Origin of the sequence: Verticiella alkaliphila, assembly GCF_018904615.1 — a bacterium.
Lineage (GTDB): Bacteria > Pseudomonadota > Gammaproteobacteria > Burkholderiales > Burkholderiaceae_B > Verticiella > Verticiella alkaliphila.
In genome coordinates, this window is sequence record NZ_JADCNH010000003.1 from 175,119 (window position 1) to 190,573 (window position 15,455).

General features: G+C 66.7%; 9 protein-coding genes. 6 read left to right on the forward strand and 3 right to left on the reverse strand.

Annotation, left to right across the window (positions count from 1 at the left end; all coding sequences use genetic code 11):
- Positions 1–47: 47 nt before the first annotated feature.
- The gene (locus IMZ29_RS03795; RefSeq protein ID WP_216180684.1) at positions 48–1,319 is read left to right on the forward strand and encodes a cation:proton antiporter; all 1,272 of its coding nucleotides are present in this window, start codon (positions 48–50) and stop codon (positions 1,317–1,319) included.
- A gap of 2 nt (positions 1,320–1,321) precedes the next feature.
- Here IMZ29_RS03795 and IMZ29_RS03800 read toward each other — a convergent pair whose 3' ends face one another.
- The 3 genes from IMZ29_RS03800 to IMZ29_RS03810 all read right to left on the reverse strand — a co-directional run bounded on the left by IMZ29_RS03800 (position 1,322) and on the right by IMZ29_RS03810 (position 7,294).
- Complete coding sequence (locus IMZ29_RS03800) at positions 1,322–1,744, reverse strand: hypothetical protein (RefSeq protein ID WP_216180687.1); 423 nt, start codon at positions 1,742–1,744, stop codon at positions 1,322–1,324.
- A gap of 91 nt (positions 1,745–1,835) precedes the next feature.
- Positions 1,836–5,990 carry a chemotaxis protein CheB gene (locus tag IMZ29_RS03805; protein ID WP_216180690.1) on the reverse strand — a complete coding sequence of 1,385 codons (4,155 nt, stop codon included), beginning with the start codon at positions 5,988–5,990 and terminating at the stop codon, positions 1,836–1,838.
- Between the two features lie 89 nt (positions 5,991–6,079).
- Complete coding sequence (locus IMZ29_RS03810) at positions 6,080–7,294, reverse strand: glycosyltransferase (protein WP_216180693.1); 1,215 nt, start codon at positions 7,292–7,294, stop codon at positions 6,080–6,082.
- 437 nt (positions 7,295–7,731) lie between these two features.
- Between IMZ29_RS03810 and IMZ29_RS03815 the strand changes: the two genes are divergently transcribed.
- From IMZ29_RS03815 to IMZ29_RS03835, 5 genes are all read left to right on the forward strand, one after another.
- Positions 7,732–8,709, forward strand: coding sequence for a hypothetical protein (locus IMZ29_RS03815; RefSeq protein ID WP_216180696.1), 978 nt, complete (start codon positions 7,732–7,734; stop codon positions 8,707–8,709).
- A 31-nt stretch (positions 8,710–8,740) separates the two neighbouring features.
- A complete protein-coding gene (locus IMZ29_RS03820; protein WP_216180698.1) occupies positions 8,741–9,778 on the forward strand; it encodes a DUF4214 domain-containing protein in 1,038 nt (345 codons plus the stop codon).
- A 196-nt stretch (positions 9,779–9,974) separates the two neighbouring features.
- The gene (locus IMZ29_RS03825; protein ID WP_216180701.1) at positions 9,975–12,230 is read left to right on the forward strand and encodes a glycosyltransferase family 2 protein; all 2,256 of its coding nucleotides are present in this window, start codon (positions 9,975–9,977) and stop codon (positions 12,228–12,230) included.
- 48 nt (positions 12,231–12,278) lie between these two features.
- Positions 12,279–14,780 carry a glycosyltransferase family 2 protein gene (locus IMZ29_RS03830; RefSeq protein ID WP_216180704.1) on the forward strand — a complete coding sequence of 834 codons (2,502 nt, stop codon included), beginning with the start codon at positions 12,279–12,281 and terminating at the stop codon, positions 14,778–14,780.
- The gene (locus tag IMZ29_RS03835; RefSeq protein WP_216180707.1) at positions 14,777–15,379 is read left to right on the forward strand and encodes a class I SAM-dependent methyltransferase; all 603 of its coding nucleotides are present in this window, start codon (positions 14,777–14,779) and stop codon (positions 15,377–15,379) included. Before IMZ29_RS03830 ends, IMZ29_RS03835 begins: the two co-directional genes overlap by 4 nt.
- Positions 15,380–15,455: the final 76 nt, after the last annotated feature.

A 15,455-nucleotide genomic window follows, 5' to 3' on the forward strand; every position in this document is an offset into this window, starting at 1 on the left:
GGCGTAGAATCGCCAGGGTTCACTGCCGTGCGTCTGTGCTTTTCCCCATGAACCTGCTCGCCCTCGTCGGCACGATGATCACCCTGGTGTCCGTCCTGGGCTATGTGAACCACCGTTTCATCGGCCTGCCCGATACCACCGGCATCGCCGCCATCGGGCTGGTGGCCTCGCTGCTCATCGGCACGCTGGGTCAGGGCACGCCGGTCATGGATGCCGCGCAGGCCTTGTTCGCCGGCATCGACTTCGCCGATCTCCTGCTGCATGGCATCCTGGGGCTCCTGCTCTTTGCGGGCGCACTGCACGCGAGCGTGGCGCAGATCCATCAAGAGCGCTGGCTCATCCTCATCCTGTCTACCGCCAGCGTGCTGATGTCCACGTGTCTGGCGGGCCTGGGCTTCTGGGCGGTGACGTGGCTGATCGGGCACCCGCAGCCCCTGCTCTACTGCCTGATCTTCGGCGCCCTGATCTCACCTACCGATCCCATCGCTGTGCTCGGCATCCTGCGCCGCGTGGGCGTGCCCCCCAGCCTGGAGGCTCGCATCACCGGCGAGAGCCTCTTCAACGACGGCACGGGCGTGGTCATCTTCCTCACGCTGCTGTCGCTGGCCATGGGCGGGCCCGTACCCAGCGCCACGGACGTGGCCTTGCTGCTGGTCAAGGAGATCGGAGGCGGCGTGCTGTTCGGCCTGGCGGCCGGCATGGCCGGCGTGTTCCTCATTCGTACGATCGATTCGTATGCCATCGAGACCCTGATCACGCTGGCGCTGGCCACGGGCGGCTACGCCGCAGCCGAAGCCTTGGGTGTGTCCGCGCCGATCGCGGTGGTGCTGATGGGGCTGATCGTCGGCATGCGCGGGCGCAACGACATCATGTCGGCGCACACGCAGACGCGGCTCTTTGGATTCTGGGAGGTGGTCGACGAACTGCTCAACCTGATGCTCTTCGGCCTGATCGGGCTGGAAGTCATCACGCTGGAACCAGGGCCCCGGGAGTTCATCATTGCAGCGCTGGCCGTGCCGGTGGTGCTGATCGCGCGGTACTTCAGCGTGGCGGTGCCGATCCTTGCCACGCCGAGACTGCGCCACTATGGCGGGCGCGTCGCGCTCGTCATGACCTGGGGCGGGCTGCGTGGGGGCGTGTCCATCGCCCTGGCATTGTCGTTGTCAGGCCGCCTGGAGAGCGAACTGCTGATCGCCGGCACCTATGGCGTCGTGATCTTCAGCATTCTCATCCAGGCGCTCACGCTCAAACCGGTGATTCGACGAGCGCTACCCGCTGCCGTGCTCACCGGCCCACCCGAGCCTCCGGGCAACGGCTGACCTTATCGGGGCGACGGGGGCGTGTTGGGGGCATCCTGCGCGCCTTCGCGCCCAGGGCGCGCGGGCGTCTGGTCCTTCTTGGCCCAGTCGGCGTTTTCCTTGGCATCCTGTCGAGCCTCGGCGCCCGAATGCCGTTGGGTCTGGCCGCCTTGCTCGCGCTCCACGGCCTGGCCCATGTCGCGGTTGCCGCCGGCCGTGTTGCCGGCTTCGCGCGGCACGGAGTCGAGCATGCCCTCACCCTTGCGCTCCGGCATCTCGCGGCGCCACACGGGCTCGTTGCTGCCGGATTTCGGGCCGTCCGGCGTCATTTGTACGCCGCTCGCGCCGCCGGCGGCGCCGCGTGTTTCGGCCGCCGACACGACGGCGCTCGCGCCCAGGGCCGTCAAAGCCATGATGCCTGCGTGGATCCAGGTTGCCTTTGCCATTTCATCACCTCCGCTGTGCATGGACGACATGCGCCAGGGCAACGCAACCGGCGTTCCCGCGCGCGCCGCAGCGCGCGCTGGGAGCGGGCCACTACTCGGGCTGAGCCTGTCGGGCGTTCGCGATGGCGTCGTACAACGATTCCAGCGACACAGGCTTGCTCACATGGGCATTGAAACCGGCAGCGAACGCGCGCTCCGCATCGCTCGGGCGTCCATAGCCCGTGAGCGCCACGGCAGGCGTCTGGCGATGCATCGGCAGCTCGCGCAACTGCTGCATCATCTCCAGCCCGTCCATGCCCGGCATGCCGATGTCAGACAGGATGAGATCGAAGGGCTCGTTGCGAGCGCGTGCCAGTGCTGCCATGCCGGAGTCCGCCTGCACCACCTCGGCACCTTCCGCACTCAGCAGCTCGGCGAACGCTTCCCGGGTCTCGGGTGTGTCCTCCACCAGCAGCAGACGGCAGCCCGCCAGGCCGACGGGGTCGCTGGCCGCGGCGGGCGCTTCGCTCTCGCCACCGGCGTGCAGCGGCAACCACACCGTGAAGGTGGCACCCCGGCCCTCGCCCTCGGAAGCCGCCTGCACCCAGCCGCCATGGGCTTCGGCCACCTGCCGCACGAGCGCGAGGCCAATGCCCAGCCCGCCTGTGCGCCGCGTGGTGCGGGAATCGGCCTGCCGGAACATGTCGAAAACGCGCGGCAGGAAATCCGAGGCGATGCCCTGCCCGGTATCCTGCACGCGCAGCAGGCAGTACCGGCCTTCCTGGATCACCGAGAACGACACCGAGCCTTCATTCGTGAACTTCAGGGCATTGCTGAGCAGGTTCCACGCGATCTGCTCGATGCGCACGGGATCGCAATACACCTCCAGATCGCCCGTCTCGATCTTGGCCTCGAGCGTGAGGCCGCGCTGCAAGGCCTCGGCCTGCGCGGCCTGGGCGATGGGCGTGAGCAGACGCGCGAGCGGCACGCGGCGCGGGTGCAGCGAGAACTTGCCGGTCTGCATGCGCGACAGATCCAGCAGATCGTCGATGATCTTCGCCTGGCCGGCCACCGTCTGGCAGATGGTGTCGGCCGCGCGCGCTACGGCCGGCACGGCACGCGCCTCGGGCAGACGACGCAGCAGCTCGGCGTTGACGTGGATGAGGTTGAGCGGGTGCTTCAACTCGTGCGACATCACCGCAAGGAACTCGTCCTTCATGTCGCGGGCGGCCTCGGCCGCATGGCGCACGCTCTGCTCATGGCGCAGCATGGCCTCGCGCGCGGCCTCGGCCTGCCGTGCCTGCGTGGCGTCCTGGCAGATCTTGGCGTAGCCCGCGGTGTCGTCCGTTTCCAGGCGCGTGGTGGCCACCGCACCCCAGAAGCCCACGCCGTCCTTGCGCACGCAGGCGTACTCGGCTTCCACGCGGCCCTGACGGCGCGCCTCGGCAAGCTCCCAGGCCGGGCGTCCGGCATCGCGCTCGTTGCCCGCGAACAAGGCGTCGTGGTGCATGCCCACCGCCTCGTCCTCGCGCCAGCCGTACACATTCACCGCCCCCGCATTCCAGCTGGTGATGATGCCGGCGTCGTCCAGCGTGATGATGGCGTAGCTGCGCGCGCTGTCGATCACCGCGCGCAAGAGCTTCTCGCTGCGCTGCACGCTCGCCTGCGCGGCACGGTGCTCGGTCACGTCGATGAACGTCATCACCGCGCCTTCGACCTGATTCTCCGTGGTGCGGTAGGGCAATGTTCGTACAAATAGGCAGCGTCCGTTCACCGTCGTGATGTCACGCTCCACCACGTGGCGCGCGGCCACGGCGGCGGTCACGTCCTCGGCCAGCGTCTCGTAGTTCAGGCGATGGGTGATGTCCAGCAGCGGGCGGCCCACGTCCTGCGGCAGCAGGTTGAACCAGTCCGTGGCGCGTGGCGTGAAGCGCTTGATGCACAAGGCGCGGTCCACGAAGATGGTCGGGATCTCGGTGGAGGCAATGAGATTCTGCAGATCGTCATTGATCTTGCTGATCTCCTCCACCTTGGTCTTCATCTCGTGGTTGACGGTGACGAGCTCCTCGTTGAGCGACTGGAGCTCTTCCTTGCTGGTTTCGAGCTCCTCGGAAGCGCTGCGTAGCTCCTCGTTGGCAGACTGCAGCTCTTCGTTGGACGCGCGAGTCTCTTCGTGGAAGGTCTCGGAGCGCTCCAGGGTTTCCTGCAGCTGCTGGCGCGTGCGCTGCAGTTCTTCCTCGAGCTGCGCAAGCACGCGGTCATGGCCATCCTGCCCGTCGTCCTGATCGCTCTCACGCGATACCGGATCGGCCTCCTCGAAGCTCACGAGCAGATAGCCCAGGCCCGTGGTCTCGTCACGGTAGGGCTGGGCCGCCACCGATACGGCACGGGCCGAACCTTCGATCTCCATGACGACGGCCGGCGCATGCGCGCGCTGGCCGGTACGCTCGGCCTGAAACAGCACGCTGCGCACGCCCGGGCGCAACGGCTCGGCCACGAGTTTCAGCAGCTCGTGCGAGGGCTCGCCGCTCGAGAGCCGCAGAAAGCGCCCCGCGCCGCGCGCGGTATGTACCAACATGCCGTTCTCGTCCACCAGCACACTGGGAGGCGAGCTCTGCTGCTGCGCATAGAGATGGATGTCGGCAAACGAGGGCCGGGGCGCGCTCACGCCCACGGGCTTGATGCCGCGCTCTGTGAGCGGCGCATCGCCCAGGCGCATCGAGGGCGCCGAGCGCGCCTTGGTGGTGGTCTTGACCGCCCGGTAGATGCGGTTCTTGCGATCGACCAGCGTGAAGCGGTGCGGCGCGGCATCCGCCGATTCGGAGGTGCCCAGGATCAGGTGCCCGCCCGGGCGCAACGAGAAGTGCAGCGTCTCCAGGATCTCGCGCTGGACGTCGCGCTCCAGGTAGATCAGCAGATTGCGGCAACTCACGATGTCCAGTCGCGAGAACGGGGCATCGCGCAGGATGTTGTGCGTGGCAAAGAGAATCTTGTCGCGCACGCCCTTGCGCACCTTGTAGTGCTCGTCCTCGCGCACGAAGAAACGGCTCAGCCGCCCAGGCGGCACGTCGGTCACGATGGATTCCGGATACAGGCCGGTGCGCGCGATGGCGATGCCGCGCTCGTCGATGTCCGTGCCGAAGACCTGAATGTTGGGCGGACGCGGATGACGATCGGCCTGCTCGCACAGCAGCATGGTGAGCGAATAGGCTTCCTCGCCGGTGGCGCAACCCGGCACCCACACCCGCACGGAATCCTCGGCCGTGGCGTTGCGGAACAGCGGCACGATGACGTCGCGCTCGATCGTCTCGAAGGCCTCACGATCCCGAAAGAAGTTCGTGACGCTGATCAGCATGTCCTGCAGGAGCGGCTGGGCTTCCGCGGTGTGGGCCGCGAGGTAATCCCGGTACGCCGCCAGATCGGCGGTGTTCGTCACCTGCATGCGCCGCTCGATCCGGCGCAGCACGGTGGCCCGCTTGTAATGGCGAAAATCGTTGCGGGTCTCGCGGAACAACATCTCCAGGATGTCTTCCAGCGCCTGCTCGGTACCGGCCGAGCGCTCAGGCGGCGGCGGATCGGGGTATTCCATCGGGTCCTCGCTCGCCTGCGGCATTTCCATGTCCTTGGCATTGCGCCAGATATCCATGACCTTGGCGGCGATCTGCGCCACCGGCAGCACGATGTCGACCAAGCCCGTGGCGATCGCCGCCTGGGGCATGCCGGCGTGTTCCGCCTCCTCGGGGGATTGGGCAATCGTCACCCCGCCTTGTTCCTTCACCCGCGCAATGCCGACCGAACCATCCGCGCCCGTCCCCGAGAGCACCACCGCGATCGCCCGCTCGCGATGCACCGTGCCCAGCGAGCGAAAGAACAAGTCCACGCTGGCATGCCGCTCGCCGTGCGCGCGCGCGAGCGGCGACAGGCGCAGATAGCTGTCGTTCATCGTCAGCATCTTGCTGGGCGGGATCACATACACGTGATCCGGCTCGACGATCACCGGCCGGGTCACCTGCAGCACCTTCATGTTCGTATGCCGCTGCAGGATCTCGGCCGCCTGGCTCACGTGCCGGGGCGACAGATGCAGGATCACCACGAACGCCATGCCGGTGTTGTCCGGGCAGTGCGCGAGGAACTGCGTGACCGCGCGCATGCCGCCTGCCGAGCCGCCCAGGCCCACCACGGGAAACCCGAGCCGACTCTGGATCAGCGTGGATTTCTCCTCCGGGTCCAGCGGCACTTCCGGGGATGTCGGGGGCAGGCGACTCATCAAGCGTCCTTCAAAGGATCCCGACGCGTGCGCGCCGAGGGAAGCGGGTCACAGCAATGCCCATACCTCGGGCGTTCTCTATAAGAAGTCTAGCCGCCCTCGATCAGGCGGGCGTAGGCCGGCAGACACACCTGGCGCAAGTCGTAATGCTCCACCACCGTCCGGCGGGCTTCTCGGCGCATGGCGTCGTAAGCCTCGGGTCGGGCAAGCATGTCGACGACCGCGTCTGCCAGGGCGTCGCGATCGAAGAAATCCACCAGTCGGCCATTCTCGCCATCGCGCACCACGTCAAGCACCGGCGCCGTACGCGAGGCCACCAGGGGCGCGCCTGCGCTCATGGCCTCCAGCATGGACCACGACAGCACGAAGGGATACGTCAAATAGACATGGCAGCGCGTGATCTGCATCATGCGCAGGAAGACTTGCCGCGAGACCTGACCCATGAAGTGCACGCGCGCGGGATCGAGTTCGCTTGCCACCTCTGACAGATAGCGCTGCCGAAAGCCGCCCTCGTCAGGTTTGGCCCCATAGCTCACGCCATCGCCGCCAATGATGAAGACGCGCACGTTGGGGCGCTCGCGCAGGATGCGCGGCAGCGTGCGCATGAAGACGTGATAGCCACGCACCGGCTCCAGATTGCGCGCCACGAAGGTCAGTACCTCGTCGCCCGGACGCATCGTGATGCCACGATCCGGCAGCCCGACCTGGGCGGCCGGATCCGGCGCCACTTCGTCGGTATCGATGCCTTCGTGCAACACCTGCGTCTTGGCCTGGGCCCACGCGGGCAGCCTGCTCGCCTGCCAGGGCGTGGCGGCAATGCCCACGTCCATGGCTTCCATGGCCAGCAGCAGATTGGCATTCTTGGCCTGCAGGCGGGCCTCGTCATCCAGCGAAGGCACCGGGAATTCCGGATCGAATCCCATCTCCTGGCCGCGCACCCGGTAGTAGTACTCCATCAGGCAGATCAGACGGGCGTCCGGGAACACCGCTTTCAGGTACATGGCCTCGCCCCAGCCCGGGTGACACACGATCACCCGCGGCGAGAAGCCCTGCTTCTGCAACTGCACCGCCGCCTGCGCGCAGGCTTCCCCGCGCAACACCTTGGATTCGAACTCGCGCGCGAGGGGATGCACGTCCTTGCCGTTACCGCGCTTGACGCCATACCAGAGAATCTTCACACCCGGCAGGGTCTCGTCCGTGCGGTTCATACCCAGCGCGACGACACGGTGCCCGCGCGCGGCCAGGAAGGGCGCCACGTGACGGAACTGACCCGGGAAATTCTGGTGAACGAACAACACATCCATGACGCGGCACTCAGACAGATTTCGGCCCGACCGGATGGGGCACTGACGGGCGATGGTAGCGCATCACCCTGCGGGGCTTGTGACGCGTTGATGCTGCACGCATTGACAAACACCGCTTCTACAAAAACGCAACCCAGGTTTACGCGATAGTTCCCGCATAGATGTAAATATACGCAACAACTGCAATGTGACGATCGTCACATGCGGTGAAGTTGATTGCCACTTTCTTGAGCAAATATCCGGCGATTAAATGACCGAATGTAACTTAACGTCTGCTAAAGTTGCATAAGCGGCCTAGATCTATCAAATAACTATCCACATCTCACGCCCTATTCACTAGTCTCGCCTTGTTGGCACTACACCCCTGGGCTAAGATTTGTCGCAGTCAGGGATGCCGCAATGCAAGTCTCCGCCGCATCTTTCCATCGAGTCTCCCCATGTCCACGTCCAAGTCCGATAACGCCGCCTATGCCAATCTGCGTCTGAACTCCCGAGTTCTCGCGTTGGAAGTGGGTATGTATATCGTCCGGTATGCCAGCGAGCTGCCGGCGGGCGAGGAAGTGGCCATCACCCTGCAGCAGGCGCCGCTGGGCAAAGGCTCGGTGGACTTGTTCCCCGCCGAAGGCGTCGCGCGTAACACGCTCTCCAAGCTGGGCGATTGCGTGATCATTCGCGTCAAGGGCGACACGGGCGCACTGCTGGTGACCGAATACCACATGGCCGGCCAGCGCCCGCGCGAGGTGAACCTGCGCGTGGATCGCATCGACACGAGCGAGAACCTGCTCAAGCGCGCCCCGGCCGAGCCGCCGCGCGTGCTGGTGGATTCGGCAAGCCCCGCCGTACCCGCACCCGTCATCGCGCCGGCTGCCGTGCGCACGTCGCCCCTGCAGAAGGCCGAGCCGCCCCGCCTGCCGCCCGAGCTTGCGCCGGCCGCCGCCGTGCCGCTCAGCCTGGAAGGCCACATCGAACGCCGTGGCGATGTCTCGGTGGATTCCGGCTGGCTCGGCAATCCGCAAGGCAACGCCCGCCTCGAAGGCTTCACCATTCACTGGCCCGGCAAGCCTGAGGGCGTGGATCTCGCCTACAGCGTGCGCGTACAGGGCCAGGGCAAGCAGCCCGCGGCGCTCTCCGGCCGCTTTGCCGGCACGCGCCAGAAGGCCGCCGGCATTACCGCTATCACATTCGGGCTCGTGGGTCCGAAGCAGAAACAGTTTCAGCTGGACGGACAGGTGGTGTTCTCGGGTGCTCCCCCGCAAACCATCCTGAACGGCCACGAAATCGCCAGCCCCACCGGGCTGGACCCTCTCGTCGCCATCTCGCTGGCCATCGTCCCCAAGTCCGAGGCAAACGCCCCCCGCTATCAGTCTCCTTGGGAAGACCCGGCCATCACCAAAATCTACAAGGCTCAGGGTTGATCTCCTGATGCCTTCCTGGAGCTAAATTCACATGCAATACGATCAACTCAATTCGGGTTCCGTTGTTACCCAGAGCCTGACCGCCAACGAGCGTATCAACGATGCCACGCTCGCTGCCATCACGTCGATCCTGAACATCAGCGAAGAGTCCCAAGTCACCGTTGGCGCCTGGAATGGCGTCGATGCCGTCAACGCGCCGGTCGGCACGGATCCCGAGCTCGTCGTCATCACCCCCGATGCCGACAGCACCGATCCGATCTCCTTCACCACGCTGCCTGACGCCGTGGACAACGCGCCCGTCACCGTGTTCGACACGGATCGTGACGTGACCGCGACGTTCGAAGCCTCCGTCGAGCGCGTCGTCGTGCTGGGCAACGGCAACGACCTCATCACGATCAACGGTGATGCCAACGCCACGGTGACTTCCGGTGCCGGCAACGACACCATCATCACGTCGGCTGGCGACGACCAGATCATCCTCACGCAGGGTGACAACTCGGTCGAAACCGGCGCTGGCGCTGACACCGTCTTCGGTGGCACCGGCTACGACGTCGTCAACGTGGGCGGTGCAGCCGAAGACTGGAACGTCGACATCGTCGACGGCCAGATCGTGATGACCCGCGTCGATGACGAAACGAACAGCCTGACGGCCAGCAACGTCAACTTCATCCAGCTGGACGACGGCGACTCCATCGCCATCGCCTACGCTTCGGACGAAGCCGAGACGCTGCGCCTGTACCAAGCCACCCTGGGCCGCGCTGCGGACCACGAAGGCGCCAAGTACTGGCTGGAAGACCTGAACGACCGCGGCTACTCGTCCACCGAGATCGCCAACGCGTTCCTGTTCACGGAAGAAGGCCAAGCGCTGGCCGCTCTGGACGACGATGCCTTCGTGGCCGCGCTCTACCAGAACGCCCTGGGCCGTGAAGGCGCCGAATCCGAACTCGCCTACTGGACGGACACGCTCGAGAACGGTGCAGACCGTGCCGACGTGATCGTCGCGATCGCGAATTCGAACGAAGGCGAAGAGTCGATCGTCAACGTGAAGTACATCGACGGCCTCGTGTAATCCACGGGTAGTCGATCCCCGGGCCGATACGGCCTGGGGGCATTTGGAAAGGGGCCGCAAGGCCCCTTTCCAAATGTGGAAGGCCCCCCGCAGGGCCTCTCTTCTGGTCCAGGGCCTGCCGCACCGCCCTGTCGCCCTGGCCGTGCCCTGCCCGCGGCCCGGGCGCCGATTCCAGGGCAGTCCGGCACGTTTCGCTATGGACGGCTCGCCCGACCTCCTCCAACGCTACACCCAGCAACGCGACGCCGGCGACACCGCCGGCGCCCGGGCCACGCTCGCCCTGGCCCTGCAGACGCCGCGCTACCGCGCTCCCGCTCTCGTCGAGCACGCGCTCCTGCAGTTGCGCGCCCAGCGGCCGCAGCCTGCGTTCCTGGCGCTGGCCGAGGCCATGCGCACGCTGCATGACGAGCCCAGCCTGGCCGCGCTACTGGGGCGCGCCGCGATGGATCAGCAACAGCCTGCGCTGGCCGCCCGCCTGCTCGACGCCGCCTGGGTGCGCCACGCCGGCCACCTGCAACTGCGCACCATCCAATGGGCGGCCCGCGTGGCGTCCCAGCCCCCGGTGCAGACCGCGCGGCAGATGCACGCGGCGTGGCCGCACATGCAGGCTGACGAACGCCGCTTCGTGAGCGAGCAGCTCCAACGCATGCGCGCGCCCTTGCCGGAGGAGCCCGCCGCCTCGCCCACGCCTAACGCGCCTGACACGCAGACCGAGACGCCCACGCGCACGCCCGGCACCTGGTCGCTCGCCCCGGCAGCACCGACCACGACCCGCCTCGCGCGCCCCGGGCATCGCGCCGCCCCGCCGCCCAGCACCGCACGGCCGGTGGACGTGCTCATCCCCGTCTACAACGGGGGCGAAGCCGTCATGGCCTGCCTGCGCACGGTGCTGCAGCACATCCGAGCCAACCGCACCCCGCACCGCGTGATCGTGCTGGACGACGCGAGCACCGACCGCGCGCTTCAGACCATGCTGCGCGACCTGGCGGCCAAGGGCCACATCGCGCACGTGCGCCAGCCGGAGAACCTGGGCTTCATCGGCAACATCAATCACGGCATGCAGCTGAACCCGGATCACGACGTGGTCTGGCTCAACGCCGACACGCGCGTACATGGCAATTGGCTGGACCGCCTGCGCGCAGCCGCCTACGCGAGCAAGGCCACCGCCACCGCCACGCCCTTTTCCAACAACGGCGAGCTGCTGAGCTTTCCGGTGATGCGCGAGCGTGCGGCCATGCCGAACGACGCCGAGCTTGCGCAATTGAACACCGCCGCCCAGACCCTGCCCGCCAAGCCCGTGCCCATCGAGGTGGGCTGCGGCTTCTGCTTCTTCATCAAGCGGGCCGCGCTCGATGCCGTGGGCCTGCTCGACGGCGAGCACCTGCAACGCGGCTACGGCGAAGAAACCGACTGGTGCCTGCGCGCCCGCGCGCTGGGCTGGCAACACGTCGCGGCCACGAATGTGTTCGTGACGCACGAGGGCGGCGTGTCGTTTGGGGATGAGAAGCCCCTGCGCGTGAAGCACAACAATGCCGTGCTGCGCCGCCGCTACCCCGAAGCCGAAGCGCGGTTCCACCGCTTTGTACGGCTGGATCCGCTGCACCCGGCCCGCCAGGCCTTGCAGCGCGCCCGGCTGAAAGCCGTGGCGGCCCGCCTGCGCGCCGGCCCTCCGGGCGATCGGCAGCTGTGCATTGCCGACCCGCGTCGCGCTTACCTGGGCCTGCCGGCAGAATCGGCACGCCTGCGCCTGGATTGGCGTCTTCAAGGTCAGACCGAGATCCGCGCCACCGTGCACGCCGAGTCAGGCACGCTACCTGTGCAGCTGGACTACACCCTGCCCGCCGACACCGAGGCACTGCGCCGCGATCTAAAGACACTGGGTGTGAACGGCATCACGTTCGCGCATTCCCAAGGCGCGCCCGCCCTGCTCGCGGGCCTTCCCGCCACGCTCAAGCTGCCGCAGGCGGTGCGGACAAGCGCGTGGCCCGCCGAGCCCATCGCCGCCACGCCGGCGGTGACGAACGCGATCACCGGTGCCGCCACTGCGGCAGACGCCGCCCCGCTCGCTCTCCTCGTGGCGGACGCGCCTGGTGACGCAGCGCTCGCCGAACGATGGCTGGCCCTGGCCCGGCAGTGGGCCCGACGCCCCGGCCCGAGCCCCTTGCTGCTCCTGCCCGCCACCTCTGCCTGGTGGCCTGCCCTGCAAGCCACGGGCATCGCCCGCGCCCTGCCGGAAGTGGAAGGCCTCATCTTGCCCGAGTGCCTGCAACTGTCGGGCTGCGTAGCCGCCCTGAGTCTGGAGCTTGCGCCAGACGCATACTGGATGGCCCCTCACCTATCCTCACACGCCGGCATCCCTTTGTATGCTCCCCCGTCAGCCACTGCGCAGGACGCAGGCGCCCACGGCCTTGCCGCCCTCGTTCCTCCTACCGGCTGGCCGCTCGCGGCCTGATCGCATCATGCCCCACCCGAGTTCCGCGGCGCCCGCCGCCCGCTTGTCATGCTGACTACCGTCACTCCCCCCACCGGCGTAGCCGGTGCCATCACCGGCCTGTATGAAGACGTCCTGCAAGGCTGGGCGCTAGACGCCACGCAGCCCGGCGTGCGCCTGGCCGTGGAGGTGTATATCGACGGCGCTTTCGTGGCGCTGGCCCGCGCCGACCGCGCCCAGCCCCACGATGCCGAGGACGACGGCGACGGCTTTCATGGCTTTGCCATCGAATTGCGCAAGACTTGGCTGGAAGACGCCCGCCACATCGCCGTGCGCGTAGCCAACCAGGGCCCCTGGCTGGAAGGCACGCTGGTGTTGCCCGCGCAAGCCCCCAAAGAGCCCCCCGTGGGGCATTCCCAGGTCTGGTACCCCGGCGGCCTGGCCGTAACCGGCTGGGCGTGGGATCCGGACGCACCCGAGCGGCACATCGACGTAGTAGCGCTGAAGGACGGCAAGGTCATCGCCCGCTCCACGGCCAATCGCCCCCACCCCGCCCTGATCCACCGCGACAGCGCCGAACACGGATTCCTGCTGGACTTGCCCTGGGCGCTCGCCGATGGCGAAGTGCATACCGTGGCCTTGCAGGACGACCAGGGCCGCCCGCTGGCCGGCAGCCCCATCACCGTGTGTACCCTGCCCGAAGGCATGCAGGCCCTGCTGCGCCGCCACTGGCCCGGCAAGCCCGATGACCCCGAACTGGCCCTGATGCTGCGCCTGGCCGAAGACCAGGACCGCCGCGCGCCGCGCACCATCGGCTTTGCGCACTATCACGAGTGGTTTGGCGTGCACCAGAAGCCCGCGCCCCTGCGCGACGGCCCAGGACGCGCCCTGAAGGCCGGCGTGCTGCTGTACGGCAGCGTCGAAGCAGGCGAACTGGATTCGGACGCCGCGCAAGCCCAGGCCAACGCCGCCGCCGAAGCCACCAGCCGCGCCAGCCTGGAGGCCCAGCGCCAGCCCGCCCACGCCATCGTGCGCGCCGAGCCCGGCCGCCTGCCCCAGGCCCTGCACCAGCTGCTGATGCAGGACGCCGACGCCGTCATCCCCCTGCACGTGGGCGATCACCTGCCGCCGCACGCCATCGACACCCTGCTAGCCGTACTGGCCGGTGATGCAGACGCCACCCAAGCCCTGGGCGTGCGCCTGCAACCCACACGCGGCGCAGCCCCCGACGGCTGGCACGAGCGCCACGAGACAGGCCAGACGTTCGATGCGCCCGCCTGGGCCTACGCCGACACCGATTGCGACAGCCCCGATGGCCGCCGTGCCCACCCGTGGCTCAAGCCCGCGTGGGACATCGACCTTTTCCTGGGCGCAGACATCGTCACGCCCGGCGCCATCTGGAGCGCGGACATCATCCGCCGTGTCTTCACGCTGGGCACGCACCCACCCGCGGGCGAGATCCACGACTTGGCCGCCGCCATCGCGCTAGCCACCACGCGCATCCAGGGCATCGTGGCCCACGTGCCGCGCGTGCTGCACCATCAGCGCGCCACGGCGCCCACCAGCCCCGAGCTGCACACCCCCAGCCCCGCCCGCCACGCCGCCATGCAATGGCTGGCCAGCGAGCTCGCGCCGGGCGCGGATGTGACGAGCAACCCCGATCACCCCGCCCTGCTGCAAACCTGGTGGCCCCTGCCCGCAGACGGCGAGCTGCCCAAAGTCAGCCTGATCGTGCCCACGCGCGATCACGTCAAGCTGCTGCGCGCGTGCGTAGAAGGCCTCCTGAACGAGACGGACTATCCCAACAAGGAAATTATCGTCGTCGACAACGACTCCACGTGCCCAGACACCCTGGCCTACATGGAAGAGATCCAGACCCGCGGCGTGGTGGTGCTGCGCTACCCCCACCCCTTCAACTATTCCGCCATCAACAACTTTGCCGTGGAGCACGCCACCGGCGAGATCCTGGGCCTCATCAACAACGACATCGAGGTGATCGAGCCGAATTGGCTACGCACCATGGTGGCGCAGTTGCTGCAGCCGGGTGTGGGAATCGTGGGGGCGAAGCTGCTGTGGCCGAATGGGATGGTGCAGCATGCGGGGGTGGTGGTGGGGGTGAATGGCCTCGCCGCCCACGCCGGCTACGGCTGGCGAGACGACGATGCCGGCTACCTGGCGCTGAACCACCTACATCGCCAGCAAGCTGCCGTCACAGCGGCATGTCTGCTGACGCGCAAGTCGCACTACGCCCAGAGCGGCGGCCTGGATGCCGACCGATTCGTCGTCGCGTTCAACGATGTGGACTTTTGCCTGCGCACCGGCAGAGACCAGACCATCGTGTGGAACTCCACCGCCAAACTCATCCATGCCGAATCCGCCACCCGTGGCAAGGACAACGAAGCGATGAAGCGCGCCCGAGCGAACCGGGAACACATGACAGCAAGGACGAGATTCCATTCTCTGATACCCACAACCCAATACCATCGAGCACTCAACCATGACTGGGGTGGCGCACCTTATGCAGGCGTGAACATATCGCCCGTCAGTGCCGTACGGCAAAAATCGCAATGAGAACGACCTACAACGATTTGGCACCAATTGTGCCGATGCTGCGCGAACGCGGCACGAAGACCCTACTGCATGTGGGCTGCGGCAGCGCACCTCGCTCTCGGCTTCCCAAGTGTTTTCAGGCCCCCGACTGGCGAGAGGTACGTCTCGATATAGATAGGAGGGTGAAGCCTGACATCGTGGCAACACTTACGGACCTTAGTGTTGTCGACGCAGACAGCGTTCATGCCGTGTGGTCATCTCACAATATCGAACATTTGGAAGGGTACGAGGTAGCAACAGCGCTAAAAGAATTCCACCGGGTGCTCCGTCCCGGCGGCTTTGTTTTGATCACGCTCCCGGATCTATTCCAAATCGCACAGATGATCGTAGATGGCAAGGCCGGTCAAGTTATCTACACGTCCCCCGCTGGCCCTATCACTCCACTCGATATGCTGTTCGGTCACCAAGCATCCATAGCCAGAGGTGAACATTACATGGCACATCGGACAGGCTTCACTGCAAATCGCCTCCATCAAGAACTTGTAAATGAAGGCTTTGCAGATGTAAGAGTGATGCGAGGGGAGTCTTACGACCTCTGGGGCGTCGCTATAAAACAGTAAAGTTACTTGAGACATTTAGCTCAAAGTCCGCGTTTCCGGGGACCCATGACCACTTACCGTGTACAGCTGCACAGCG